Origin of the sequence: Brevibacillus sp. TJ4 (assembly GCF_044627595.2) — a bacterium.
In the GTDB taxonomy this organism is placed as follows: domain Bacteria; phylum Bacillota; class Bacilli; order Brevibacillales; family Brevibacillaceae; genus Brevibacillus.
The window spans coordinates 3,119,052-3,142,405 of sequence record NZ_CP185865.1; the positions used below are offsets into that span (position 1 = coordinate 3,119,052).

General features: G+C 55.7%; 21 protein-coding genes. 5 read left to right on the top strand and 16 right to left on the bottom strand.

Going from position 1 to position 23,354, the window contains the following annotated elements; genetic code table 11:
* Positions 1 to 14: 14 nt before the first annotated feature.
* Both ACAF76_RS15345 and ACAF76_RS15350 read right to left on the bottom strand, forming a co-directional pair.
* Positions 15 to 1,793, bottom strand: a complete 1,779-nt coding sequence (locus ACAF76_RS15345) for a B12-binding domain-containing radical SAM protein (protein ID WP_400164275.1) — start codon at positions 1,791 to 1,793, stop codon at positions 15 to 17.
* Positions 1,794 to 1,941: 148 nt separating this feature from the next.
* Entirely contained in the window at positions 1,942 to 2,454 is a 513-nt protein-coding gene (locus ACAF76_RS15350) for a molybdenum cofactor biosynthesis protein B (RefSeq protein ID WP_400164276.1), read from the bottom strand.
* 177 nt (positions 2,455 to 2,631) lie between these two features.
* Between ACAF76_RS15350 and ACAF76_RS15355 the strand changes: the two genes are divergently transcribed.
* Entirely contained in the window at positions 2,632 to 4,074 is a 1,443-nt protein-coding gene (locus tag ACAF76_RS15355; protein ID WP_400164277.1) for a PLP-dependent aminotransferase family protein, read from the top strand.
* A gap of 208 nt (positions 4,075 to 4,282) precedes the next feature.
* Here the strand turns inward: ACAF76_RS15355 and leuB are convergent, their stop codons facing one another.
* From leuB to glp, 13 genes are all read right to left on the bottom strand, one after another.
* Positions 4,283 to 5,374 (bottom strand): 3-isopropylmalate dehydrogenase, encoded by a 1,092-nt coding sequence (gene leuB / locus ACAF76_RS15360; RefSeq protein ID WP_400164278.1) that lies wholly within the window; start codon positions 5,372 to 5,374, stop codon positions 4,283 to 4,285.
* 53 nt (positions 5,375 to 5,427) lie between these two features.
* Positions 5,428 to 6,960 (bottom strand): 2-isopropylmalate synthase, encoded by a 1,533-nt coding sequence (locus ACAF76_RS15365; protein ID WP_400164279.1) that lies wholly within the window; start codon positions 6,958 to 6,960, stop codon positions 5,428 to 5,430.
* A 63-nt stretch (positions 6,961 to 7,023) separates the two neighbouring features.
* Positions 7,024 to 8,046 carry a ketol-acid reductoisomerase gene (gene ilvC, locus ACAF76_RS15370; RefSeq protein WP_400164280.1) on the bottom strand — a complete coding sequence of 341 codons (1,023 nt, stop codon included), beginning with the start codon at positions 8,044 to 8,046 and terminating at the stop codon, positions 7,024 to 7,026.
* A 56-nt stretch (positions 8,047 to 8,102) separates the two neighbouring features.
* On the bottom strand, positions 8,103 to 8,609 hold the full coding sequence (gene ilvN, locus ACAF76_RS15375) for an acetolactate synthase small subunit (protein ID WP_400164281.1): 507 nt from the start codon (positions 8,607 to 8,609) through the stop codon (positions 8,103 to 8,105).
* On the bottom strand, positions 8,610 to 10,346 hold the full coding sequence (ilvB, locus tag ACAF76_RS15380; protein ID WP_400164283.1) for a biosynthetic-type acetolactate synthase large subunit: 1,737 nt from the start codon (positions 10,344 to 10,346) through the stop codon (positions 8,610 to 8,612).
* A 585-nt stretch (positions 10,347 to 10,931) separates the two neighbouring features.
* The gene (gene sat, locus ACAF76_RS15385; protein ID WP_400164284.1) at positions 10,932 to 12,104 is read right to left on the bottom strand and encodes a sulfate adenylyltransferase; all 1,173 of its coding nucleotides are present in this window, start codon (positions 12,102 to 12,104) and stop codon (positions 10,932 to 10,934) included.
* A gap of 16 nt (positions 12,105 to 12,120) precedes the next feature.
* Positions 12,121 to 12,816 (bottom strand): phosphoadenylyl-sulfate reductase, encoded by a 696-nt coding sequence (locus ACAF76_RS15390; RefSeq protein WP_400164286.1) that lies wholly within the window; start codon positions 12,814 to 12,816, stop codon positions 12,121 to 12,123.
* 172 nt (positions 12,817 to 12,988) lie between these two features.
* Positions 12,989 to 13,348 carry a 50S ribosomal protein L20 gene (rplT, locus tag ACAF76_RS15395; RefSeq protein ID WP_400164287.1) on the bottom strand — a complete coding sequence of 120 codons (360 nt, stop codon included), beginning with the start codon at positions 13,346 to 13,348 and terminating at the stop codon, positions 12,989 to 12,991.
* A gap of 91 nt (positions 13,349 to 13,439) precedes the next feature.
* On the bottom strand, positions 13,440 to 13,637 hold the full coding sequence (gene rpmI / locus ACAF76_RS15400; protein WP_400164288.1) for a 50S ribosomal protein L35: 198 nt from the start codon (positions 13,635 to 13,637) through the stop codon (positions 13,440 to 13,442).
* 30 nt (positions 13,638 to 13,667) lie between these two features.
* Positions 13,668 to 14,171 carry a translation initiation factor IF-3 gene (infC, locus tag ACAF76_RS15405; RefSeq protein ID WP_400164289.1) on the bottom strand — a complete coding sequence of 168 codons (504 nt, stop codon included), beginning with the start codon at positions 14,169 to 14,171 and terminating at the stop codon, positions 13,668 to 13,670.
* A gap of 333 nt (positions 14,172 to 14,504) precedes the next feature.
* Complete coding sequence (gene moaA / locus ACAF76_RS15410) at positions 14,505 to 15,524, bottom strand: GTP 3',8-cyclase MoaA (protein WP_400164290.1); 1,020 nt, start codon at positions 15,522 to 15,524, stop codon at positions 14,505 to 14,507.
* 27 nt (positions 15,525 to 15,551) lie between these two features.
* Positions 15,552 to 17,480 (bottom strand): molybdopterin biosynthesis protein, encoded by a 1,929-nt coding sequence (locus tag ACAF76_RS15415; protein ID WP_400164291.1) that lies wholly within the window; start codon positions 17,478 to 17,480, stop codon positions 15,552 to 15,554.
* 40 nt (positions 17,481 to 17,520) lie between these two features.
* Positions 17,521 to 18,753: a gephyrin-like molybdotransferase Glp gene (gene glp / locus ACAF76_RS15420; protein ID WP_400164292.1), complete on the bottom strand. Its 1,233-nt coding sequence runs from the start codon at positions 18,751 to 18,753 to the stop codon at positions 17,521 to 17,523.
* Between the two features lie 80 nt (positions 18,754 to 18,833).
* On the opposite strand from glp, the gene ACAF76_RS15425 reads away from it, so the two are divergent.
* Positions 18,834 to 19,109 (top strand): ubiquitin-like small modifier protein 1, encoded by a 276-nt coding sequence (locus tag ACAF76_RS15425; RefSeq protein ID WP_400164293.1) that lies wholly within the window; start codon positions 18,834 to 18,836, stop codon positions 19,107 to 19,109.
* 4 nt (positions 19,110 to 19,113) lie between these two features.
* Complete coding sequence (locus tag ACAF76_RS15430) at positions 19,114 to 19,410, top strand: hypothetical protein (protein WP_400164294.1); 297 nt, start codon at positions 19,114 to 19,116, stop codon at positions 19,408 to 19,410.
* Positions 19,411 to 19,458: 48 nt separating this feature from the next.
* Here the strand turns inward: ACAF76_RS15430 and ACAF76_RS15435 are convergent, their stop codons facing one another.
* Positions 19,459 to 21,267, bottom strand: coding sequence for an aldehyde ferredoxin oxidoreductase family protein (locus tag ACAF76_RS15435; RefSeq protein ID WP_400164295.1), 1,809 nt, complete (start codon positions 21,265 to 21,267; stop codon positions 19,459 to 19,461).
* Positions 21,268 to 21,521: 254 nt separating this feature from the next.
* Between ACAF76_RS15435 and ACAF76_RS15440 the strand changes: the two genes are divergently transcribed.
* Both ACAF76_RS15440 and ACAF76_RS15445 read left to right on the top strand, forming a co-directional pair.
* Entirely contained in the window at positions 21,522 to 22,466 is a 945-nt protein-coding gene (locus ACAF76_RS15440) for a substrate-binding domain-containing protein (RefSeq protein ID WP_400164296.1), read from the top strand.
* 57 nt (positions 22,467 to 22,523) lie between these two features.
* The gene (locus ACAF76_RS15445; RefSeq protein ID WP_400164297.1) at positions 22,524 to 23,348 is read left to right on the top strand and encodes a substrate-binding domain-containing protein; all 825 of its coding nucleotides are present in this window, start codon (positions 22,524 to 22,526) and stop codon (positions 23,346 to 23,348) included.
* Positions 23,349 to 23,354 lie beyond the last annotated feature (6 nt).

Consider the following 23,354-nt stretch of genomic DNA (forward strand, 5'->3'; position numbering starts at 1 on the left):
GGCTTGCCCGGTCATCACCGAACGGCAGACAGGTCTTGTTCCACCACGATAAACGAGTTGTTCTTCCCTTCCAGGTACGGGAAGTAGACGACGAGGAGAAACTCCCCTTCGACCACGTCACCCGTCTCCAGCCATGTCTGAATATCAAAGGATGCCTTGGTGGACAACGTATGCTTGTAATACTCTTTTTCCGAGGCGGCATGTCTGGCAAAGTCTGCAGGCAGGCGATCCCGCACTTCATAGACGGCCTCGTATCCCTTCTGCAATTCGGGCTTGTCCATGAGATCGTCCCACCACAGCTTGCGCGGACGGTGCTTTTGATTGTACAGGTAGTCAAATTTCATCAGACTGACGACATGCTCAAGCCGTTCCACCTGATTGTACGCAAGAAAGCTGCGCAGCCGGGTAAACAAATCTTCCAGCTGGTGACCGATGCGGCTCCAGCCTTGCTTTTCCCAGTAATCGCCGAAGGATTGGAAGAAATCAAACGGCGTCTCAAACTGATGGGCCAAAATCCATTCCAGAGTATGATCCATGCGGTGGGCATTCCAGTACTTTTCCAGCACGTCCTCCACCCGCTTGATCTTTTGCATGTCGGCAAAGCTCAAGACGTTGTTGCCGAGTATTTCGTACGGTGCTTCGTCCATGTAGACGTACCCGTGCTGCTCCGCTCGCATCCGCACTCCGGTGCCGCGAAGCATTTTCAAAAAGCCGAGCTGCAACTCCTCCGGCCGCAGCGCGAATACGTCGTTGAACGTCTTGCGGAAAGACTGGTAATCCTCCTCCGGCAATCCGGCAATCAAGTCCAGATGCTGGGCGATTTTGCCCGAATCCTTGATCTGTGTGACCGTTCGCGACAAGCGGTCAAAACGCTGGATTCGCTGAACGAGCCTGTTCGTCTCATCGTTGGTCGACTGGACGCCGATTTCGAAGCGGAAAATACCGGGCGGCGCGTTCTCTGTCAAAAAGTCGAGAACGTCCGCACGCAAAATATCGGCGGTAATTTCAAACTGAAATACGGTTCCGTTGTGGTTGTCGATCAGAAACTGAAAAATCTCCATCGCGTATTTCTTGTTGATGTTGAAGGTTCTGTCCACGAACTTGATCGTCTTGACCCCGTGGTCGATCAGCCTTTTCAAGTCGGACTTTACCCTCTCCAGACTGAAGTAGCGGACGCCGTCCTCAATGGAAGAAAGGCAGTACTGGCATTTGAACGGACAGCCCCGCGACGCTTCGTAATAGACGACACGGTTGTTCAGTTCGTCGAGGTGATCCTCGTATGGCGATGGGATTGAATCCAAGTCCTCGATCTGCGCGCGCGGCATGGAAAAGCGGACCATGTCGCCATCACGGTAAGCGAGGCCGTTTACTTCCTTGAGCCGCGGCGGCTGTCCTGTCCGCGATGCTTCCTCGTACGCCTGCAAAAGCTCGAGAAAGGTCTGTTCACCCTCTCCGATAATGATGGCGTCGATTTGCGGGTGCTGCTTCATCCAGAAGTCCGCATCGTACGTCACTTCCGGTCCGCCCAGGACGACGGGCACGTCGGGGCACACCTTTTTCAGATTGCGTATCACGTCGAGCGTCTCGCGTATATTCCAGATGTAGCAGGAAAAGGCCACGACATCGGGCTGTCGTTTGTAAATGTCAGCTACGATGTTCATCGTCACGTCGTTAATCGTATATTCAACCAGCTCCAGGGCCGGAAAAGCAGCACGCGTGTAGCTGCGCAAATAACGCAAGGCTAGTGATGAATGGATAAACTTGGCGTTTAATGTTGTCAAAACGATCTTCATGGATTTGTCTACTCTCCTTGCACGATCCGGCCAAACAGCCTGCTGTGATTGTTTCTGTCACAGGCTTGTGCCGATCTTCCCTTTCGATACAGTAACACAAACGGGCCAGCAGGAGCAATTGCACCTGTCTGGCCACGTCTGGCTGTCGCTATGCCTTTTTGTTCAGCTCCCGCACAACATGTCCCAATTCGGGTACGATCAGCTTGTTCATCGCCAGCCGGACTGCCCCTGTAGAGCCAGGAGTAGAGAAAATCGCCTTGCCGTTGCGTGTGCCGGCAACAGCGCGGCTCAGTATGGCAGCCGAACCGATGTCCTCGGTGTAGCTGAGCATCCGAAACAGCTCGCCAAATCCGGGAATTTCTTTCTCCAGCAAACTTTTGACCGCCTCGAAGGTATTGTCGCGCGGGGAGATTCCCGTCCCGCCGTTGAGCAAAATAACCTGCACGTCCGGGTCAGCAAGTCCCTTCTCAATCGCTGCGACGACCTGTACAGGCTCGTCCTTGACGATCTCGTAGAGACGGGTGGCGTGACCCGCTTCCTCGAGAAGCTGCTTCATAAGCTGCCCGCTCTTGTCCGTTTCGACTGTACGCGTATCGGATACGGTGATAACCATACAGTTTACCTGCTTCGGTGCCTCCGCCTTATGCTCTTGTGTACTCATACGAACCAACCACCTCTCGCCCTCGTCGATCATCTACCGTCTATCATACCATTATTCCGGGTCTTTTTTCTCTGTGGCTCGAGGCGAATTTTCGTCTTTCTTCTATACTCTTTTCCCGTGCTTTCCGCTATAATGCTCATAGCCCGAAGTTTTCACAAACAAAGGAGGCGTGGCCGCATGGCAAACCGCCCTTTTTTCTCTTTTTACTTTCATAAGCAATCCCATACGCCTATATATGTACAGCTGGCCGAGCAATTGCAGACCGCCATCCTGCGCGGTGCTTTTCTCGTCGACGGACAGCAGTTGATTTCGCTGCGGGAGATGAAGCAAGCCAGTGGCTGCTCGCTGGAAACCGTGAAAAAAGCCTACGACTACCTGGCAGCAGAAGGCTGGCTGGAAGCCGTCCACGGAAAAGGCTACTACCTGACTGTCCAGGCAAAGGAAGCGCGCATGGACAGCCGGCTACCCTTGACCGATATCCCGATCGCGTCTTTTTCCGACTCTTCCCCGCGTCCAGGCGAGGATCTGGTCAAGCGACTGCGGGCTGCCTTCTACGACAGCCTCGCTGTACTCGATGAGCCGTCCGCGAAAAAAAAGCACAGACGCTCGGAGGCGGACACGGTATTTGCCGAGCATCTGGAGCGGCGCGGCTTGCCCCACAGTGCGGATCGCGTACTGCTGTTCAACCGCAGCACCAGCGGCTTTGCCTTTCTCGCCCAACGCGTGATGACGCCGCGCGACGTCGTGTACGTGGAGGAGTACAGCTATCCCGTCTTCCTGCGGCTGCTCAGCCAGTGCGGAGTAACGGTGAGACCGATCCCACTCGACGACGGCGGAATTTCGATCGCCGCTCTGGAAAAGGAGCAGGAACGCTATCCGGCCAACTGGCTGCTGGTCAACCCGCACTACCATTTTCCAACCGGGATCAGCTACACCGAAGAGCGAAAAAGCGAGCTGCTCACCTGGGCAGCCCGGCACAACGTGCGCCTGGTCGAGAACGACCATTACGGCGATCTGTGGTTTGAGCACCCGAGCGAAACGCTGTACCAGATGACCCATGAGCAAAATCGCCCTGTCCATGTCTACTATTTACATTCGCTGTCGAAGACGCTGGCCCGCGATTTGCAACTGGGCGTTCTGCTGCTGCCGTGGGCTCTGGAAGCAGACGAGCTGGAGCGAAACCGGCAGCTTGTGGCGATGACCGGTGCCGAGCCTTCGCTCCTCGTCGTCGAGGCGGCAGTACGGTTGCTGGCAGATCCGTGGTTCTCCGAAGAGTATCTGGCGGACAGAAGGGCACTGTTTGCCTCCCGCTACCACAGCTTGTGGAAGGAAATGCGGCACGCCTTGCCCGAGCACGCCCGGATACTGCCGGTGCATGGCGGCTTGAACACGTGGATCGAGTGGGGTTCCCCCACCGCCAATGCTGCTGCCCTGGAAAACCGGGTCGTCTCCATCCTGCTCGAAGAAGGTCTGGAGCTGACTCCCGGCAGCGCCTTCCGCGTCCCGGACGAGGCAGCCGATACGCTGCGCCGTCCTGCTGTGCGCTTTCCTTTTGGCCATACCGAAGTATCCGAGCTGAAGCATTGGCTTCACCGCCTGGGAGCAGCACTGCTCCGTTGAGCGCACTACACGCAAGCCCCGAATCCAGCCTGCTGGTCAGCGCGATTCGGGGCTTGCGTGCGGCTCAGATGACGGATTGCTCCCCAGTGCGATCAATCACCATACTCGTGATGCCCGCCCAGCTTGCACCACTGTTCCCGGGTCGGTTTCTAACACACAAAAAAATCCTGCTGTTTTCGCTAACGAGAACAACAGGATTTTTGAAGTTTTACTGTTTCAAAATGGCAGCCAGTTCTTTGCGAACCAGTTCGCCCATCTCGACGGTGCCGATTGCCTTGCTGCGGTCCGAAGCGATGTCGCCTGTGCGATGCCCTGCTTCCAGAACCGACCAGACCGCTTTCTCCACAGCGTCTGCTGCCTTATCCATATGCAAGGACAGGCGCAGCATCATCGCGACGGAGAGAATCGTCGCCAACGGATTGGCAATTCCTTTGCCGGCAATGTCAGGCGCCGAGCCGTGAACCGGTTCGTACAGCCCAAAACTTCCTTCGGCCAGGCTTGCCGAGGACAGCATCCCGATCGAACCGGTCAGCATCGCTGCCTGGTCGCTCAAGATGTCGCCAAACATGTTTTCCGTCACGATCACGTCAAACTGCTTTGGCTCGCGAACCAGCTGCATCGCGCAGGAGTCGACCAACTGATGGCTGAGCTCCACATCCGGGTAGTCCGCTGCCACGCGCTCGGCCACCTTACGCCAGAGGCGGGACGTTTCCAGCACGTTGGCCTTGTCGACGGAAACTACTCGTTTTTGGCGCTTGCGTGCGATGTCAAAAGCGACGCGAATGATTCGTTCGATCTCATTTTCGTTGTAGATGCAGTTGTCTTCGGCGACTTCGCCATTGGCTCCCTCGTAGCGTTTTTTCTCGCCGAAGTAGATGCCGCCGGTCAGTTCGCGCACGACGATCAGGTCGACGCCGGACACTACCTCCGGCTTGAGGCTGGACGCCTCGACGAGCGAGCTGTGCATGGTCGCCGGACGGATGTTGGCGAACAGTCCCAGCGCTTTGCGGATGCCCAAAAGCCCTGTCTCCGGCCGCAGATGTCCCGGATTCTGATCCCATTTCGGTCCGCCAACGGCACCCAGGAGGACGCTGTCTGCGGATTTTGCCAGTTCTACTGTTGCTTCCGGCAACGGCGTACCATCCGTATCGATGGCAATACCACCGATACGGCCTTCTTCACATGTAAACGTAACTCCTTCAGCCTCACCAACAAGGGTCAGAACTTTGACTGCCTCCTGCATGATCTCCGGACCAATTCCGTCACCAGGCAGAACAGCGATGCGATAGTTTTTCTTCATCTTCTCTCCCGCTTTTCTATTCCGTAATAGTTATTCTGTAATCAGTGCGTACCCTAGCTGACTGTTGCAGGTACTACCTCCTGGCGACGTTGCAGGATTTTGTTGACGGCATGGACATAGGCGATTGCACTCGCTTCCAGGACGTCCGTGCTGACGCCGCGGCCGGTGACACTCAGCTCTCCTTGCTGCAGACGGACGTAGACTTCGCCGAGCGCGTCCTTGCCGTGTGTCACAGAGAGGATTTTGTAGTCAACCAGCGTGACGTCTTCGCCCGTCGCACGGTCGATCGCCTTGTAGATGGAGTCGACAGAGCCGTTTCCGACGGCTGCCTCTTCGCGTACCGAGCCATCTGCGCAGGCGAGGCGCACACTCGCGGTCGGAACCGAGATGTTGCCGTAGGAAAGCTGAATGGATTCCAGCTTGAACGCTTCCGCTTCGCGCTCCACCTTGTTGTCCACAAGCGCGAGAATGTCGTCGTCGGTGATCTCCTTTTTCTTGTCGCACAGTACCTTGAATGCGGCAAACGCGGTGTTTACCTCTTCCTGCTCCAGGTGATAGCCCAGTTCGATCAGCTTCTCCTTGAACGCGTGGCGGCCGGAGTGCTTGCCGAGCACCAGTTTATTCGACTTGAAGCCGACCGATTCAGGACGGATGATCTCGTAGGTGGTCGCTTCTTTCAGGACACCATCCTGGTGAATGCCGGATTCATGCGCAAAGGCATTGGCCCCGACGATCGCCTTGTTGCCCGGTACAATCATGCCGGTCAGACGGCTGACCAACTGGCTGGTGCGGGCGATTTCCTTGAGGTTCAGCTTGGTCGTCGCCTGATAAAAATCTTTGCGAGTCTCCAAGGCAAGCGCTACTTCTTCCAGGGCTGCGTTACCGGCGCGTTCGCCGATTCCGTTGATCGTGCCTTCGACTTGCGTGGCACCCGCTTCAATCGCGGCGAGGCTGTTGGCGACAGCCATGCCCAGGTCGTCGTGGCAGTGGCAGCTCAGGCGAATTTGATCCGCGCCCGGTACAGTCAACAGCTCTCGGAAAATGTTGCCGTATTCGTAAGGGGTCATGTAACCCACTGTGTCAGGAATGTTTACCGTAGTCGCGCCTGCCTTGATGACAGCCTCTACGACCTGTTTCAAAAAGTCGATTTCCGTGCGGGCAGCGTCTTCTGCGGAGAACTGCACCTCTTTGAAATACTTTTTCGCGTAGGTGACGGCTTCAACCGCACGCTCCAGCACTTGTTCCTTGCTCATGTTCAATTTGTATTGACGGTGGATCGGAGACGTGGCCAGAAAAACGTGGAGGGATGCGTTCTCCGCGTTGCGCAACGCTTCATACGCCTTATCCATGTCAGCTTGGACAGAGCGGGCCAGACTGACAATCGTTGCGTTTTTGACACGTTTCGCCACTTCGGCTACCGATTTTTGGTCACCCGGAGAGGCAGCAGCAAAGCCTGCCTCGATCCGTGTAACACCCAGCTTCTCCAATTGAAGGGCGATCTCCACCTTTTCGTTCGTGCTGATGTTGACGCCCGGAGACTGCTCTCCGTCGCGCAATGTCGTATCAAAAATCTCAATGGTCCGCATGAACTTTCACCTCCACATTTTTCCCAGTCACTTTTTTTGTTTCGATCTCTGTATCAGACAGGCTTACTTGCCAGCCTTGACTTCTTCTTTTTTCTCTTCCTTGTTCAGCCAGGACATCATGCCGCGCAGATCTTTACCGACAACCTCGATGCCATGCTCGGCTTCGATGCGGCGACGGGATGTGAATGCCGGACGGTTTGCCTGGTTTTCCAGGATCCAGTTGCGAGCGAAAGTACCGTCTTGGATCTCGGAGAGCACTTTCTTCATTTCTTTGCGTGTTTCTTCGGTGATGATGCGGCGTCCTACGCTGTAGTCACCGTACTCGGCAGTGTCGCTGATGGAGTAGCGCATGCGTTCCAGACCGCCTTCATACATCAGGTCGACGATCAGTTTCAGCTCGTGCAGGCACTCGAAGTAGGCGATCTCTGGCGCGTAGCCTGCTTCTACGAGTGTGTCAAAGCCCGCTTTTACCAGTTCGCTGGCACCACCGCAAAGTACAGCTTGCTCACCGAACAGGTCTGTTTCGGTCTCTTCACGGAAGGTTGTTTCGATAACGCCTGCTTTCGTGCAGCCGATTCCGCTGGAGTATGCGAGTGCGATGTCTTTCGCATTGCCGGTCGCATCCTGGTAGATCGCGATCAGGCCAGGTACGCCGAAGCCTTCTTGGTATACGCGGCGCACGAGGTGACCCGGGCTTTTTGGCGCGGACATGATCACGTCTACGTCAGCTGGCGGCACGATTTGCGCATAGTGGATGTTAAAGCCGTGGGAGAAGCAGAGCGCTGCGCCCGACTTCAGGTTTGGTGCGATCTCATCGCGGTACACTTGCGCCTGGCGCTCATCCGGCATCAGGATTTGCACAACGTCTGCGCGTTTTGTTGCTTCTGCTACAGTCAGCACTTCGAAACCGTCTTGCTCTGCCTGATCCCAGGACTTCCCTTTACGAAGACCAACTACTACTTTATAGCCGCTGTCGCGCAGGTTTTGCGCTTGCGCATGTCCTTGGCTGCCATATCCGATGATCGCGATCGTTTTTCCGCGCAATACCTCTTTGTTAACGTCTGCTTCATAGTACATTTTTACCATTGTGTGTAGCCTCCTTAAAAATGTTTAGGTCGAGTTTCAATTCTGAATTTTTTGGATTATACCGTTTCTGCTGCTGTCGCGGGAACGATACTGCGGGCCATCGCGACCGACCCGGTACGGGTCAATTCGACTACCCCGTAGCTTTGCAACAAGATGAGCAATGCGTCGATCTTTTCGGTGTCGCCCGTCACCTGGATGATCAGCGATTCCGGTCCGACATCGACAATCGCTGCGCGAAACGGTTCGACGATTCCGTTCAGCTCTGCCAACTGGCTCGGAGTCGCGCTTACCTTGATCAGGGCAAGCTCTCTGGAAACGTACGGGTTGGCGCTGAGATTGGTGACGGAGATGATGTCGATCAGCTTGTGAAGCTGCTTCATCAACTGATTGATCTGGTGGTCATCGCCGCCCGTACTGATTACCATGCGGGACAAACCTTGCTCCTCTGTGCCGCCAACGGTAATGCTGTCGATGTTGAAGCCCCTCTGACCAAACAGCGTTGCCACGCGGGTCAAAACGCCGGGCTGATCATTTACCAGAATGGCAATCGTGTGTCGCTGCATCTAGTCTTCCCCCAATTCCATCTGATCCAAGGTGTTGCCGGCTGCTACCATCGGATACACGTTTTCTTCCTGTTCGACACGGAAGTCTACTACGACAGGACCGTCATGTTCCAGCGCTTCGGCCCATACCTTTTCCGCTTCTTCCGGCGTGCTGGCGCGCAATCCTTTTACGCCGTAGGCTTCCGCCAGCTTCACGAAGTCAGGGCTGCAGCTCAGGTCGATCTGGCTGTAGCGGTTGTCATAGAAGAGCTCCTGCCATTGTCGCACCATTCCCAGGCATTGATTGTTCAGGATGACGACTTTGACGGGAATCTTGTACTGGGAGACAATTGCCAGCTCCTGGTTGGTCATTTGGAACCCGCCATCCCCGACTACGGCGATTACCGTGCGATCCGGGTTGGCAATTTGCGCCCCTACCGCGGAAGGAAAGCCAAAGCCCATGGTGCCAAGACCACCGGAGGAGATGAAGGAACGGGCGTACTTGAACTTGTAGTATTGCGCTGTCCACATCTGGTGCTGTCCGACGTCAGTGGTGACGATCGCTTCACCATTCGTGCTGCGGTACAACAGTTCAATGACTGCTTGCGGCTTGAGCACGTCTCCGTTTGTCTTGTACCTGTACGGATATTGCTTTTGCCACTCCTTCAACTGCCCGATCCACGCTTCGGAATCACAAGCAGTGACCAGCGGCAACACTTTTTGCAGCGTGCTCTTGACATCGCCTGCCACAGCGACGGCCGTCGAGACGTTTTTCCCGAGCTCAGCCGGGTCGATGTCGACGTGGACGATGCGGGCATTCGGAGCAAACTCCTTGGTGCGTCCCATCGTAATCCGGTCGTCGAACCTCGCGCCCAGACCGATGACACAGTCTGCTTGCAGCAGCGCCTGGTTTGCCGTGTAGTTGCCGTGCATCCCCGGCATTCCCAGCGACAGCTCGTGTACGCCCGGGAAGCCGCCCAGACCCATGAAGGTGTTGATCACAGGGATGCGCGCCTTTTCGGCAAATGCGAGCAGCTCTTTGTCTGCCCCTGCGGCGATGATGCCGCCCCCTGCAAGGATGACCGGCTTTTTCGCGGACCGGATCGCGGAGACGAACGCATTGACGTCATCGTCGCTGGGAACCAGTGTCGCGCGGTAGCCGCGAATCTCCACTTTGTCCGGGTAGTAGAACGGCGCCTTGGCATTGGCTACGTCTTTCGGGATGTCGATGAGGACAGGTCCCGGACGCCCGGTGGTGGCGATGTAGAATGCTTCCTTGACGATCCGCGGCAGATCGCGGATGTCGCGTACGAAATAGTTGTGCTTCGTGATCGGAATGGTGATACCCGTGATGTTCGCCTCCTGGAAGGCGTCGGTTCCGATCAGGTTTTGCGCGACGTTGCCCGTGATGCAGACAAGCGGCACGGAGTCCATCTGCGCGGTGGCGATTCCCGTTACCAGGTTGGTCGCCCCCGGACCGGATGTTGCGATGCAGACACCCGGTTTGCCAGTAGCGCGGGCGTAGCCGTCGGCGGCGTGAATCGCTCCTTGCTCGTGTCGGGTCAAAATGTGCTTGAAGTAGCTCCCGTACAGCGAGTCGTAGATGGGCAGAACAGCACCACCAGGATAACCGAAGATGTGTTCTACCTCTTCCAGAAGCAGACAGCGCAGAAGCGTCTCTGCTCCTGTCAATTCCTCACCGAACTGAATAGGCGGCATGCTCTCTCTTTTCTGTAATTCGGCGATTTCAACACTCATGTTCTCTCCCCTCCCACTTTTCATAAATGTTATTGATAATACCTATAACCACATAGAAAAACCCTTTCGCCCCGACACGGTTCATGTTCCATGTCATTTGGGGCGAAAGGGTTCGCGGTACCACCCAACTTCATCGGCGCCTCACGGTCGGCCGATCTCAGCCAGTCTCTACAAATAGCGGACTGTAACACGCTAACGGGTGTCAATCGGTTTTACCTACTACCTCGACGGTTTCAGCAAAACGGCTCGGAGGTGAGCAATGCCTCGCACTCTTTACCCGGTTCGCAGCATCCCGGGCTCTCTGGAAAAGAGATAACGCGCACTATCCTCGTCATAGCCTGCTTCTATTGCAATTTTTCCAAAATTGTCGTTGTCAGAAAATAAAGTGTTACGTTGATTATAGCCACGGGCTACAGGGGTGTCAACGTATTCTGCCAAGATTTCTCCCCACTTTCGCCCGAACGAATGCTCAGAAAAAGCAGACAACGACAGGCGCAACATAAGTGAAAGCGCATACATCCAGACCCTTTTTTCCAACAAAAAAGGAACGATCCATTTCGTTCCCTTCGATCATGTCATGTTTTCTCACTTTCCGATTCCCAGTTGCTCGCGCATTCCCTCGATCAGAACTTTGGCTACTTCCGGTCTGCTGAATTCAGGCGGCGGCGTCTGGCCGTTGCGCAGCATTTCCCGCACTTTTGTTCCCGACAGAGTCAAATGGGCGCTGCTGTCGTGCGGGCATGTTTTCGTCGTGGCCATGCCCTGGCAGGACTTGCAGTAAAAGCTGTGCTCAAAAAACAGCAACTGGATGCCCAATTCTTCCGGCTCGAACTCGGAAAAAATGCGCTGGGCGTCGTATGTCCCGTAGTAATCGCCTACCCCTGCGTGGTCGCGCCCGACGATAAAGTGCGTGCATCCGTAGTTTTTGCGCACCAAAGCGTGAAAGACCGCCTCGCGCGGACCGGCATAGCGCATCGCGGCAGGAAAGGCTGCGAGCAGGACGCGATCCTTGGGGTAGTAGTTTTCCAGCAGGACGAGGTAGCTTTTCATTCGTACCTGTGCCGGAACGTCATCGCTTTTCGTCTGCCCCATCAACGGATTGAGAAAAAGGCCGTCGACGATCTCCAGCGCTGCCTTCTGGATGTACTCGTGACCGCGGTGCACCGGGTTGCGGGTCTGAAAACCGACTACGCTCTTCCAGCCTTTTTTCGCCATTGTCTCTCTCGTCTGGGCCGGGGTCAGGTAATATTCGGCGAACAATTCCGGCTTTGGTCTGCGCCATACTTCGACGGGACCGCCGATGTACACGTTTGGCTTCTTGAACAGCTGTTTCACGCCAGGATGCGCCTCATCGGTCGTGCGAAACACGTGCAGCGCTTCTTTTTGCTTGTCTGGAACATAGCAGCTTCTCACGTGCAAAACCGCGTATTCTTCCCCGTCCTCTCCGCGCAGCAGCACCGTATCTCCCGGCTTGATCCGGCTCGCCTTGTGCTCATCTACAGCAAGCGTGACAGGCAGGGGCCATACCGTGCCATCTGTCAGTCGCATCGTTTCCACGACGGAATGGTAATCGTCTTCTTCGAGAAATCCGCCAAGCGGTGAAAATGCGCCGATCGCCAGGCAATCGAGATCGGACAGCGTCCATCTGTCTACTGTAATTTCCTTGTCAGGCCGGACGCCACGACTTTTTGCATCCGGCGGGAGAAGCCGCTCGACGAGAGTTCCTCCGTGCGGCAGATTGTCCTTTGTCACCAACATTCTCGTCCCCTTTTTGTTATTTGTGCAAACCGCATTCCGTCTTTTCAAAGCCGGACCAACGGCCGGCCCGCTGGTCTTCTCCCGGCATCACCTGACGCGTGCAGACACTGCAGCCGATGCTCGGATAGAAGTTGTCGTGCAGCGGATTGTAGGGGACATCATAGGTGTGAATGTACTCCCACACCTGTTCATACGTCCAGTCTGCGAGCGGATTGAACTTGACGAGGTTGAATTTCTGATCCCACTCCACCTTTTTCGCGCCTGCACGTGTTGGAGACTGCTCCCGACGGATGCCGGTAATCCACGCCTTGTAGCCGGACAGGACCCGCTGCAGCGGTTCCACCTTGCGAATCTGACAGCAAAGATTGGGGTTTCGCTCCCATAGACGCTCCCCGTGCTGCCGGGCTTGCTCTTCCAGGGTGAGGGAGGGCAATACCTGGATAAAGGATGCGCCGTACCGCTCCTGCAAACGGTCGCGCGTCTCATATGTCTCCGGAAAGTGCTTGTTGGTATCCAAATAAAACACGGGAATTGTAGGGGCAAGTTTGTGCAGCATGTCAGTCAGCACCACGTCTTCCGCGCCAAAGCTGGAGGCCAGAACCAGACTGGAACCGTACTGCTCAATCGCCCACACCAGTACATCCTGAGGGGCTTTTGATTCCAAACGGTAGGCCATGATCTGCAATTCTTCATCCATCTTTACGTTACTCATCTGCGAAGCTCCTCTCTTGCCTCTTGCTATCTTTCCTCCCTCATCCTATGTGGTGGAAACAAAAGTTGAGATTCGTCCCGCGAAAAGAATCCGTCAGCGAAAGCGCAAAACAGCAGCGCAACACAAAAAAACCGACCTCTCCCAGTCGGGATGGTCGGTTTGCTTTTGGCAATTACGCGTTCAGTTTGCCTTTTGCGACAGCAGCCAGTTCGTTGAAAGCAGCTTTGTCGTTTACAGCAAGGTCAGCCAGCATTTTGCGGTTTACTTCGATGCCAGCTACTTTCAGACCGTGCATCAGACGGCTGTAGGACAGACCGTTCATGCGAGCTTGCGCGTTGATCCGTGTGATCCACAGTTTGCGGAAGTCGCGTTTCTTTTGGCGACGGTCACGGTATGCGTACATCAGGGATTTCATTACCTGAGCATTCGCGGATTTAAACAGGCGATGTTTGGAACCGAAGTATCCTTTCGCCAGCTTCAAAATTTTCTTATGACGACGGCGTGATACAATGCCACCTTTTACTCTTGGCATACTAACTCCTCCTGGTCTTTCCAGCATGGCGGCCAGCTAGTCGGCGCTTAGGGAGCTCATGCTGCGTAATGGTGTGTAAAGAAATCAGATCTTACAAGTACGTGATCATTTGTTCGATACGTTTTTGATCCCCTTTGGAAACGAGGGCAGCTTTGCGCAGATGGCGCTTTTGCTTGGTTGATTTGTTGGCAAACAAGTGGCTGCCAAACGCGCGGTCGCGCTTCAGTTGGCCGCTTCCGGTCTTTTTGAAGCGCTTAGCTGCGCCTTTATGGGTCTTCATTTTAGGCATCTGAAAGTCCTCCTGTCTAAACTACGATACTTACTTTTCCGATTTCGGAGCCAGAATCATGATCATGCTGCGCCCTTCGATTTTCGGCTTGCGCTCAGCGGCGGCGATATCTTCGCATTGGGCAGCGACGCGCTCCATAACTGCAAGCCCGATCTCGGAGTGGGTGATTTCACGTCCACGGAAACGGATCGTGCACTTCACCTTGTGCTGATCCTCCAAAAACTTGCGGACGTTTCGAAGCTTCGTCTGGAAATCGTGTTCTTCGATGTTCGAAGAAAAACGCACTTCTTTCAGCTCAATAATCTTCTGGTTCTTGCGTGCTTCCTTCTCCTTCTTCGCCTGCTCGTACTTGAACTTTCCGTAGTCCATAATACGGCATACAGGCGGCTTGGCTGTAGGAGCAACATTTACCAGATCCAAATCGGCTTCCTGGGCAATGCGCAGTGCTTCTCTGAAGGGCACGACTCCCAATTGACTCCCGTCAGGTCCAATCAGACGAACCTCGCGGGCACGGATCGCTTCGTTCACTAACATTTGATCCTTGCTAATACTTGCCACCCCCGTCTATTTCGAGAAGGAACAAAACGGTCGGGACCGTTTTCGGTCACATTCTCATTTCGTGAAAAACGCTGATACGTCTTTCACAAAAAATGTGCGAACGCATTCCGCGCCCGCACATATCTCACCTAGCAAAAAAACAGATCAATCAAGATGATCTTTGCCTGAAAAGTGACCTGTCAACAGTCTGTTAGGACGTCGACCCAGGTGAGAAGCTGGGCGCCTCTGCTTGTTCTCGAAGTATGAAGTGTTTTTACACATACTTAATCATACAGGGTGCTCCTGTATTTGTCAAGACTTGCTTGTCGCTTATCCGCCGATATGGGACATTTCCACCTTTTCGCGCGGTTCCAGCCCCGGCGTCTGATTCAGGCGCTCTTCGGAGTAGCGGTCATCCCGCTTCTCCCAGACGCCGCGAATCAACTCGCTGATCTCTTTCTCCGATTTCCCGGTGCGCAGCGGGTCGCGCAAATCGGTCCCGTTGGAGGCGAACAGGCAGTTGTACATCTTGCCCTCCGCAGAAAGGCGCGCGCGGGTACACGTGGAACAGAACGCCTGGGTGACAGACGAGATCAGGCCGATCTCCTGTTCATCGCCGACGTAGCGATAGCGCGAGGCGACCTCGCCGAAGTAATTGGGGTCGACCGGCGCAAGCGGCATCTCCTGGCTGATCATCTCCACGATTTCGCGCGAAGGTACGACCTGGTCCAGTCGCCAGCCGTTGGTGTTGCCCACGTCCATGTACTCGATAAAACGCAGGATGTGTCCTTTTTCGCGGAAGAAACGGGCCATTGGCAAGATTTCGCCGTCATTGACGCCGCGCTGCACGACCATATTGATCTTGATTCCGAGACCGGCTGCCTTGGCCGCCTCGATTCCCTTCAGCACATCCTCGACCTTGTAGCCCCGGCCGTTGATCTTTCCAAACAACTCGTCATCCAGACTGTCCAGACTGACGGTGACGCGATCCAGTCCCGCCGCCTTCAACGCTTCCGCGTGCTTGGGCAGCAGCGATCCGTTGGTAGTCATGGCGATGTCCTCGACACCCTCCACCTGGCGGATCATCCGGATCAATTCGGGCAAATCCCGGCGCATCAACGGCTCTCCGCCGGTTATGCGGATCTTCTGTACGCCGAGTGATGTAAAAATTTGTGTCAGGCGGGTAATTTCCTCAAAAGTAAGCAATTTGCTCTGCGGCAAAAACGGGTAATCCGGTCCGAAAATCTCTGCCGGCATGCAATACTGGCAGCGAAAATTGCACTTGTCAGTAACGGAAATGCGCAAATCACGGAGAGGACGCTTTCGTTTATCTAGCATGTGATTGGACATCGAAGACCACTCTCCTTTCTTTATCTGCTAGGTTTGGCTCGTACAGCCGGAGAAAGACTGGTACAGGATCGTGCCGGAATCGCGGCAACTGTACCCTCCGAGAGCCTCCACCTCTTGTGCGAACAATGGCGAACGAATACATGCCAGCAGTTCACGGCCTTCCTCGCTGCGGAAAAAAGAGCCGCTGAACAGCAGGTCGTACCGCTCCTCTGCTACTGGAACAAAATCGAGGTCCATCGCAGCGGCGGCTGAGAAAATGCCAAGTCCTGCATCAGCCGTTCCCCCGGCGACGGCGGCTGCCACGCTCAAATGGGAAACTGCCTCACGCGTATATCCGTAAATCTGCTCCCGCTGCAGGCCTTCCTGGGCGAGCAGATAATCAAAAAGCAGTCGGGTTCCCGCTCCTCTTTGGCGGTTCATGTAGGTTATTCCTGGCTTCGTCAAATCGCGCACGGATTGGATTCCCTGCGGATTTCCCTTTGGCACCAGCCATCCTTGCTGACGGTACACGAGCTGAACGAGAACGTAATCCTGATCCCGCAAATACTTTTCCAGATAAGGCAGGTTGTACGTCCCTGTATCCGGATCAAACAGGTGAACCCCGGCCACATGCGCCTCGCCTTTTTGGATCGCGAGGATTCCTCCCATGCTGCCGACATGCGACGAGACGAGGAAACGCCCGGGATTGGCTTTGCGAAGCAGCGAATGGAGTACGTCCATCGCCAGGTCGTGGCTCCCGGTCGCGACGATCGTACGGCGAATCTCTTCCGGTGAGCGGAACAGCTCCACTTCTGCCGTCTCCCCTTGTTCATAGCCGAGATGGCCAGGGGGGATGCGCAACAGTCCGTCCGCCCGCACCATCGACATCGTCACTCCGGCAGAGCGTGTCAAAGGATTGGCGATGTAGGTCCCGTCGATGCATCCGACCGTCAGCCGGATAAAATCTTCCGCACCCATGACGGAGACGATGCGTCTGCCCATCGTCACGCTCAGACGCTGCCGCTCTGGTTCCACTAGACCATAGTAATGGTTTACGAGCAAACGGGCAAACCATTCCATATTCAGGTATGCAGAAACCGGGTAGCCCGGCAGTCCAATTACCGGTTTTTCCTCCACAACTCCGACTACAACCGGTTTTCCCGGGCGCGTAGCCACACCGTGGGTCAGCACTTCTCCCAGTTCTTCCACGACGTGAACGGTAAAATCTTCCCGTCCGGCAGAAGATCCTGCATTTAAGAGTACCATATCTGCGTCCTGTACGGCGGCTTTCAGTGCATCCCTGATTTTGCCATAGTCGTCCTCGACGATGCCAAGGTACACCGGCTCGGCTCCCCACTCTTGCAGGTAGGCGGCAAACACCGTCCCGTTAAACTCAATAATTTCCCCTTCCGCCACCTGTTCACGGGGTTCGATCAGTTCCGTACCGGTCGGAATGATGGCGACGCGCGGCTTGCGCAGGACGGGTACCGTGACGTTTCCTCCCGCCAATAGCGCTCCTAAGTCCACGGGCCGCAGCCTGTGCCGATCAGGTACAATCACCTCGCCTGCCACCACGTCCTCGCCGATTGGCCGGATGTGCTGCCAGGGGGCGACCGACTCCAGTATTTCCACGGTCTTCTCATCCACCTGATGGATGTGTTCCACCATGATCACAGCGTCATAGCCAGCGGGTATCGGATCGCCCGTATCTACCTCTACATAATCGCTGTCCCGCTTGAGCCGCACTGGATGCTGCTCGTCAGCTCCGTACGTCGCTTCCGCCCTGACGGCGATGCCATCCATCGCCGAGGCGTGGAAATTGGGCATGGATACTTTGGCGTAAATCGGCTCTGCCGTGACTCGCCCCAGCGCCTCGCGCGTCGGAATCCATTCCACCTGCGGCGAAAAGTGAATGCGCTGTTTGATCTGCTCCTGCGCTTCCTGCAGCGGCGTGTCTTCCAAGTAGATTTTCCGCATGCTACTCCTCCTGCATCACTTCTGTCTTCAATGTACCAGACTACGTAAACAAATGTACACGGACAAACTCGCCCTCAAGTATACCTTCCTTGTTGGCTTCGATCTCCACCATGCCGTCGCTTTTGACCAGTGTGGAGATCAGCCCTGATTTGCCAAAGACGGGTATCGCCCACAAGCCGTCGCTGCGCTCCTCGAGCTGCACGCGGATGTAATCGGAACGGCCTACTGCACTGGCGATATTGCGTGCGATTCGGGCTGTCACTCGCTTATCCGCCTGCTCTGCCCGCTGTCCTTGCAGTCTGGCCAACAGCGGGACAGCGAACAGATGGAAGACGATCAGCGCAGAGACCGGATGACCCGGCAGTCCAAGCACCGGTTTTCCCGCTGCCTTGGCGAGAATCGTCGGTTTGCCCGGCTTGATCGAAACACCGTGGACCAATACGCCAGGATCGCCAAGCGATGTCATCACCTGTTCTGTATAGTCGCGAGTGCCGACCGAACTGCCGCCAGACAAAATCAGCAAATCAGCCTGCTGAAACAGCTCGTGCGCCCGCGCAGCAAAGCGCTCGTACTCGTCTTGCACAATTCCTCCCTCGATGACCTCGGCGCCGCACGCCCGGGCTGCCGCCGCGATCGTCATGCTGTTCACGTCGCGCACTTCCCCCGGCGCAAGCTCGGCCTTGTCGGCAGGAACGATTTCGTCGCCTGTGGACAAAATCGCCACGACCGGACGCGGATAGACATGTACCTTCGTCCTGCCGATCGCGGCAAGCACGCCCAGGTCTTGCGGACGCAGCTTCTGTCCCGCTGTCATCACGACTTCCCCTTGGGCTACATCGTCGCCGGCGCGGATCACGTTTTCCCCGGGCGCAACCTGGCGAAATACATTGAGCAAATCGCCTATTTCCTCGACATGCTCAATCATCACTACGCTGTCTGCTCCAACAGGCAACATTCCGCCTGTAGGAATCGCCTGAGCCTGTCCTTCGCCAAGCGGGATGTCCGCAGCCTTGCCCATCTCGATTTTGCCCTGGATATCGAGGAAAGCAGGCAGCGAGTCGGAAGCGCCGTACGTATCCTGCGCACGAACTGCGTATCCGTCCACTGTCGAACGGGCAAAATGGGGCACCTCTTCGCCGGAACGAACATCCTCCGCCAGTACCATCCCCAACGCTTCGGCCAAGGGAAGTTCGAACGGCTCGCGGATGGGCCTGTATTCGTTTGCGATCAGTTCCAAAGTTTGTGCTACCGTTTTAACATTGAAGAACTTCATAACGGCCTCCCACCATATCCGTGATTTCGATTCTTCTCGTGATCGTTTATAATGTTGGGAAAAAGGAGACTTTTCCGAAAATGAAAGTAAAAGTGTTTGCCAACTTTCGTGAAATCTGTCAGGGAAAAACGGTGGAAGTCCCTCTCGACAACGGAAATCGGGTCATCGACGTAATGGAGACCCTGATTCAGATGTACCCCGCTCTGGAGGAGGAGGTCTTCACACCGGAGCGCACATTCAAGCCTTTTGTGCACGTGTTTTTAAACGGTCAAAACATCATCCACCTGGAAGGGCTGCAAACCCGCGTCAAGGAAGAGGACCAGTTTGCGCTCTTCCCGCCAGTAGCGGGGGGCTGACGCAATGGTCGAGCAGACATTGGAGCTGCGCGGCATCTCGCTGACCCAACTGGCCACCTACCTGCGGGAATGTGCAGGGCAGACCGATGCGGATGCCGGCAGCGCCAGCGAAAAGATCACACTGCCCCTGTGCGTCAACAGCGGTGAGTGGCAGGCGGAAATGCTGCGGGAGGAGGTCGTGACGATTACCTCCCGCTTTCATGTCAACGCTGTCTTCATCCGTTTTACCGCTGCCGATGAAGCCATTCTCTCCCGCGTGCTGGACCGTTTTCGCATCAAGGTACTGCGAGTAGGCGGGTAGCACAACAAGTCAAGAAAAAGGTGGAGGAACATCCACCTTTTTCTGCTTTCAGACGATGTTCAATTCCTTCAGCTTGGCTTCCGGAACGACGCCATCCACCCAGCCGCGGACCTGGTAGTATTCGTCCAGCATGAGATCGAGCTGGCTGACATGGCCCGCACTGTTGCCCGTGGCAGGCTCCTCCGTGAAGCGCTTGGGCAGGTAGTCGTCCTCCCGCTTGTTGAAGCCGGCGAGGTTGTTGTAGTGGCGCTCCAGATTGTAGATACGCTCCCCGATCTTCATCACGTCGTCAGCCGTCACCTGTACGCCTGTCATCGCCGAATACTGCTCCGCGTAATTTTCTGCGTTCTCCGAGAAAGAAGAGAATTTGCAGATGTTCATCGAGTCGGAGAATGCCAGCATATCCTGGAACACCTTCAGCAGCTCGCCTTTGCCCTCCGGCTTGAGACGGTCCGTCGGCATCGGGATGCCGGCGATTTCGCTCGCTACCGTGTAGCCGCGCAGGTGGCAGGCGCCGCGGTTGCTGGTCGCGTAGCCGAGGCCGATTCCCTGGATGCCGCGCGGGTCGTATGCAGGAATTGCCTGCCCTTTGACGCACATCGCCAGATTTTCATCGCCGAAGTATTTTGCCGCACGCGTCGTTCCTTCTGCCAGCACGTCGCCGATGCCTTTGCGGAAGACCAGCATTTCTGCCAGCTCGATCATCCGGTCGGCGTCGCCCCAGTCGATTCTCTCTTCCGTCAAGCCGCGCTCGTACGCCTCCATCATACAGGAGAGCGTATTGCCCAGCTCAATCGTATCCATGCCGTACTCATTGCACATGTTGATCAGATAGGAAATCGGCGCCGCATCGCTCACGCCGCAGTTGGCACCCAGTGCCCAGCCCGACTCGTACTCGAAGCTCTCCACGCGCGTTTTATACTTGCCTTCCTTGACTTCGACCTCTTTTTTGCAGGCGACCGGACAAGCGTGGCAGGTGTTGTCCGCGACTAACAGTGTGGCATTGACCGTCTCGCCGCTGTGCCCTTCCGCCCCGGCAAAATGGGTGACTTTGGAGTTCATCGTTGGAAGCGCTCCCACTTCGTTGATGATGTTGGTCAGGACGTTGGTGCCATACACGGACAGGCCGCCTTTTTTCGGCGCGGTCAAACCGCCCTCCATGATCGCCTTGAGCGCCTTCTGGTTGGCTTTTTTGTAATCTTCGTCCAGAGCCGGGACCGGCATGTTGCCTTTTTGCGCTCCCTTGATGACGATCGCTTTCAGCTTTTTGTACCCGGCAACGGCTCCCGTGCCGCCGCGCCCTGCCGCACGGTCATGCTCGTTCATAAAGCCGGCGTAGCGAATCAGATTTTCTCCCGCTTGTCCGATGCAGATCACACTCAAGTCTTCCTTGCCGTAGCGATCTTGCATCGCCTTCACTGTCGCTCGCGTTCCCGAACCCCACAGATCGCTCGCATCGCGAAGCTCTCCCTGGCCGTTCTCGATGTAGAGGTAGACGGGCTTGTCGCTCGCTCCCTTGATAATGACGTTGTCGATGCCAGCCCATTTCAGACGCGCCGCAGACCATCCGCCCATGTGCGAATCAGTGACCGTTCCCGTCAGCGGGGATTTGGTCACCATGCAGAGACGACCGCTCATCGCAGAGCGGGAACCCGTAACCGGCCCTGTCATCATGCAAAGGATGTTTTCCTCGGAAAAAGGCTCCACCTGCGGACCGTTGTCATAGACGTACTTTACGCCAAGACCGCGGCCTCCGACAAACTTGCGTGCAAGTTCTTCGTTGATTTCCCGGTAGTCGACTGATTTCGCGGAGAGGTCAACCACCATTTCACGGTTTTTGAATCCACCCAATTTCACGGTTCATGCCCCCTTCTTAATCCATCGTGGAAACGTATTTGGCAACACAAAGCAGTTGCTAACAAAGTTCGACTTTTCCCTTGATTTTCCCTGCAAAAAAAGCGCTTTAAATTAGAAAATATGGAATTTTGGAAATATAATCTTGCGTCGTGTCCACTGGTACAGTATGTTGGTTACAAGTAAAAACTTCCCAACCAAAACAGACCAAATGCAACCAAACAAAACCAACATGACGGAGCAAGGGGGAAACTTTTATGGAGCAAGAATACCTGACTCCCGACGAGGTGGCCTCCGAACTAAAACTGACTCGCTATACCGTCTACGAAATGATCAAGCGCGGAGAATTGCCAGCCTCGAAAATCGGTCGGACGCTGCGCATCGCTCGCAGCGATCTCGGTCAGTTCATGCAGCGCAACAGATCACGTGATGAGCATCTCCCTCCTTTCGCCGTCCCGACTGCCATAAGCCAAGTGGAGGCTGGGGATATCGCTTTTGCCGGCAGCCACGACCTGGCCGTCGATCTTCTGGCTCGCATGCTCTCCGGGAGAGGCGTCACGTTGCTCCCCGCCTATTGCGGCAGCCTCGACGGGTTGATCGAGCTGTACAAGGGACGGGTGCAGATAGCAGGCTGCCACTTGCTGGACCCGCTGACAGGCGAGTATAACCTGTCGCACATCCGCTGCCTCCTGCCCTATGAAGATGTGCGCGTGATCAACCTGGTCAGCCGCTGGCAGGGCTTCGTCGTTCCCAAAGGAAACCCTCGGATGATTACGAGCTGGCAGGAGCTTTTGAGCGGCAGCCATCGAATCGCCAACAGACAGCGAGGCTCCGGCACGAGGATGCTGCTGGACTACCAGCTCAATCACGCGGGTATTTCCCCGGAGCACATCCCCGGCTACGAGCAAGAGCTGACCACGCATTATGCGACGGCAGCCGCAATCCTGCAAGGTCAAGCCGACGTCGCACTGGGAATTGAAAGCGTCGCCAATGGGCTCGGACTTGATTTTTTCCCCATTCACGAGGAACGCTACGACCTCGTCATCCCCGCCCGTTACGTACAGCAGGAACGCTTCCAAACCTTGCTCGACGTCCTGCATGACCCTTCATTCAGACAAGCTGTAGTGGCCCAGGGCGGATACAGCATCGCCCGCACCGGCTCGGTCATCAGGCTGGATGATGCCGCCAATGCCAGGCCCTAGACACCTGCTGCCACATGACTGATGTTGCTATGATTTTATTCCAGGGAGCTGAAAAAGATGAAACGCGTTCGCACATTCTCCTTTCTACTGCTAATAATGACGTCCTTGCTTCTCGCGGCCTGTTCGACCAGCCCGACTGCTGCCGGACCCGCAGAGGAGGTCACGCTGGCCACGACGACGAGCACAGAGGATTCCGGTCTGCTCGACGCACTTCTTCCCGTCTTCGAGGAACAGAGCGGGATCAAGGTAAAGGTAGTCGCAGTCGGCACCGGGCAGGCGATCAAGCTGGCCGAGGACGGGAATGCCGATGTGCTGCTTGTTCATTCCCGGCCTGCGGAAGACGAATTTGTGGAAAAAGGCTTCGGGATCAATGCCTACGATGTGATGTACAACCAGTTTTACATCGTCGGACCGGCGGAAGATCCGGCTGGCATCAAACAGCTTTCTTCGGCTACGGAAGCGTTCGCACAAATTGCCGACAAAAAGGCTTCGTTTATTTCCCGCGGGGATGATTCCGGTACGGACAAAAAGGAGAAAAGCATCTGGCAGGAAGCAGGGATTGCCCCAGAAGGCGACTGGTATCTCTCATCGGGCCAGGGCATGGGCGAAACGCTCCAGATGGCGGACGAAAAACGTGCCTACACCCTGACGGACGAAGCCACCTTCCTCTCGCGCGACCTGAACCTGGAAGTGCTGCTTGAAGGAGACGAGGCGCTGTTCAACCCGTACGGGATCATCCAGGTGAAATCGTCGCAAAAGCAGGAAGCAGGGCTGAAGCTGATCGAGTTTTTCACCGGAGAGCAAGGCCAGAAGCTGATCGGTGAATTCGGACAGGAGACATACGGGAAAGGACTGTTCGTCCCTGACGCCCGACCCAGGTAGGAGCCT

What these genes read in the sequence shown, in the direction of transcription:
- rplT (WP_400164287.1), bottom strand. Translation starts at nt 13,348, where the DNA reads ATGCCAAGAGTAAAAGGTGGCATTGTATCACGCCGTCGTCATAAGAAA.
- sat (WP_400164284.1), bottom strand. Translation starts at nt 12,104, where the DNA reads ATGTTGGTGACAAAGGACAATCTGCCGCACGGAGGAACTCTCGTCGAG.
- ACAF76_RS15355 (WP_400164277.1), top strand. Translation starts at nt 2,632, where the DNA reads ATGGCAAACCGCCCTTTTTTCTCTTTTTACTTTCATAAGCAATCCCAT.
- ACAF76_RS15365 (WP_400164279.1), bottom strand. Translation starts at nt 6,960, where the DNA reads ATGCGGACCATTGAGATTTTTGATACGACATTGCGCGACGGAGAGCAG.
- ACAF76_RS15445 (WP_400164297.1), top strand. Translation starts at nt 22,524, where the DNA reads ATGAAACGCGTTCGCACATTCTCCTTTCTACTGCTAATAATGACGTCC.
- ACAF76_RS15415 (WP_400164291.1), bottom strand. Translation starts at nt 17,480, where the DNA reads ATGCGGAAAATCTACTTGGAAGACACGCCGCTGCAGGAAGCGCAGGAG.
- ilvB (WP_400164283.1), bottom strand. Translation starts at nt 10,346, where the DNA reads ATGAGTGTTGAAATCGCCGAATTACAGAAAAGAGAGAGCATGCCGCCT.
- ACAF76_RS15390 (WP_400164286.1), bottom strand. Translation starts at nt 12,816, where the DNA reads ATGAGTAACGTAAAGATGGATGAAGAATTGCAGATCATGGCCTACCGT.
- ACAF76_RS15350 (WP_400164276.1), bottom strand. Translation starts at nt 2,454, where the DNA reads ATGAGTACACAAGAGCATAAGGCGGAGGCACCGAAGCAGGTAAACTGT.
- ilvC (WP_400164280.1), bottom strand. Translation starts at nt 8,046, where the DNA reads ATGGTAAAAATGTACTATGAAGCAGACGTTAACAAAGAGGTATTGCGC.
- glp (WP_400164292.1), bottom strand. Translation starts at nt 18,753, where the DNA reads ATGAAGTTCTTCAATGTTAAAACGGTAGCACAAACTTTGGAACTGATC.
- rpmI (WP_400164288.1), bottom strand. Translation starts at nt 13,637, where the DNA reads ATGCCTAAAATGAAGACCCATAAAGGCGCAGCTAAGCGCTTCAAAAAG.
- infC (WP_400164289.1), bottom strand. Translation starts at nt 14,171, where the DNA reads ATGTTAGTGAACGAAGCGATCCGTGCCCGCGAGGTTCGTCTGATTGGA.
- ACAF76_RS15430 (WP_400164294.1), top strand. Translation starts at nt 19,114, where the DNA reads ATGGTCGAGCAGACATTGGAGCTGCGCGGCATCTCGCTGACCCAACTG.
- ACAF76_RS15425 (WP_400164293.1), top strand. Translation starts at nt 18,834, where the DNA reads ATGAAAGTAAAAGTGTTTGCCAACTTTCGTGAAATCTGTCAGGGAAAA.
- leuB (WP_400164278.1), bottom strand. Translation starts at nt 5,374, where the DNA reads ATGAAGAAAAACTATCGCATCGCTGTTCTGCCTGGTGACGGAATTGGT.
- ACAF76_RS15440 (WP_400164296.1), top strand. Translation starts at nt 21,522, where the DNA reads ATGGAGCAAGAATACCTGACTCCCGACGAGGTGGCCTCCGAACTAAAA.
- ilvN (WP_400164281.1), bottom strand. Translation starts at nt 8,609, where the DNA reads ATGCAGCGACACACGATTGCCATTCTGGTAAATGATCAGCCCGGCGTT.
- ACAF76_RS15345 (WP_400164275.1), bottom strand. Translation starts at nt 1,793, where the DNA reads ATGAAGATCGTTTTGACAACATTAAACGCCAAGTTTATCCATTCATCA.
- moaA (WP_400164290.1), bottom strand. Translation starts at nt 15,524, where the DNA reads ATGTCCAATCACATGCTAGATAAACGAAAGCGTCCTCTCCGTGATTTG.